The following is a 1,105-nucleotide window of genomic DNA, read 5'->3' as shown; positions in this document are numbered from 1 at the left end:
CATTGCCCGGTAGCTAAGTTCGGAATCGATAACCGCTGAAAGCATCTAAGCGGGAAGCGAGCCTCGAGATGAGTCATCCCTGAACCTATAAGGTTCCTAAAGGGTTGTTGAAGACTACGACGTAGATAGGCAGGGTGTGTAAGCGCTGTGAGGCGTTGAGCTAACCTGTACTAATTGCCCGTGAGGCTTAACCATACAACACCCAAGGGGTTTTTACGGACTCCATGAGCACTTGAATGAGTGTTGAGAACAACTAGTTAGATTTTCCCAGATTATGAAGATATTCCGCCTACCAGAGGTAGCGCCGGAATAAAGTTCGATAGCAAGACAAGTTGTGAGTCGAGCGAAGGAGTTTAGCCTGCTAAATGACTGAGCGAGAGAGCAACTTAACGTAGCTAGCGGGCTTTATAGCCAGCGGAATGTTTTCAACAGAATTTGCTTGGCGACCATAGCATTATGGACCCACCTGATCCCATGCCGAACTCAGTAGTGAAACGTAATAGCGCCGATGGTAGTGTGGGGTCTCCCCATGTGAGAGTAGGACATCGCCAGGCTCCCAATTTATTTTCACTTTTGAAAAGTGAAGACAAAATAGGGCACTTGCTTGAGATTCAAGCAAGTCACCATAAGGCTTTAAGTTTTCTTAGAGTTTTATGTTGACTTTCAAAGTGGTTAGCGTATTATACGCGTCCTGCTTAAGTGCTAAGGCACTGAAAGGCAATATGTTCTTTAACAATTTGACCATGCAATCTGTGTGGGCACTCGTGAAATGATAGTCAACAAAAGAATTATCAATGAAACTGAGTGACCAATACAAATAGTAAGTTTACTTATTATTTGGCACAGTCAATTCAATCATTACTTCGGTAATGATTTAACAGTATTTCATTGAGCCAAAACTTTAATTGAAGAGTTTGATCATGGCTCAGATTGAACGCTGGCGGCAGGCCTAACACATGCAAGTCGAGCGGCAGCGACAACATTGACCCTTCGGGGGATTTGTTGGGCGGCGAGCGGCGGACGGGTGAGTAATGCCTGGGAATATGCCCTGATGTGGGGGATAACCATTGGAAACGATGGCTAATACCGCATAATCTCCTTGTTC

Annotated in this window: 3 rRNA genes; all 3 read left to right on the top strand. The window is 45.1% G+C overall.

The window, feature by feature from the left end:
* A 23S ribosomal RNA gene (locus L4D79_RS29750) occupies nt 1-195 on the top strand; the annotation flags it as partial.
* A 243-nt stretch (nt 196-438) separates the two neighbouring features.
* Nucleotides 439-554: ribosomal RNA gene (gene rrf / locus L4D79_RS29745) — 5S ribosomal RNA — on the top strand.
* A gap of 348 nt (nt 555-902) precedes the next feature.
* A 16S ribosomal RNA gene (locus tag L4D79_RS29740) occupies nt 903-1,105 on the top strand; the annotation flags it as partial.

The sequence above is a fragment of the Photobacterium satsumensis genome, assembly GCF_050336935.1.
In the GTDB taxonomy this organism is placed as follows: Bacteria; Pseudomonadota; Gammaproteobacteria; order Enterobacterales; family Vibrionaceae; genus Photobacterium; species Photobacterium satsumensis.
This window is presented reverse-complemented; position numbering and strand designations above follow the sequence as displayed.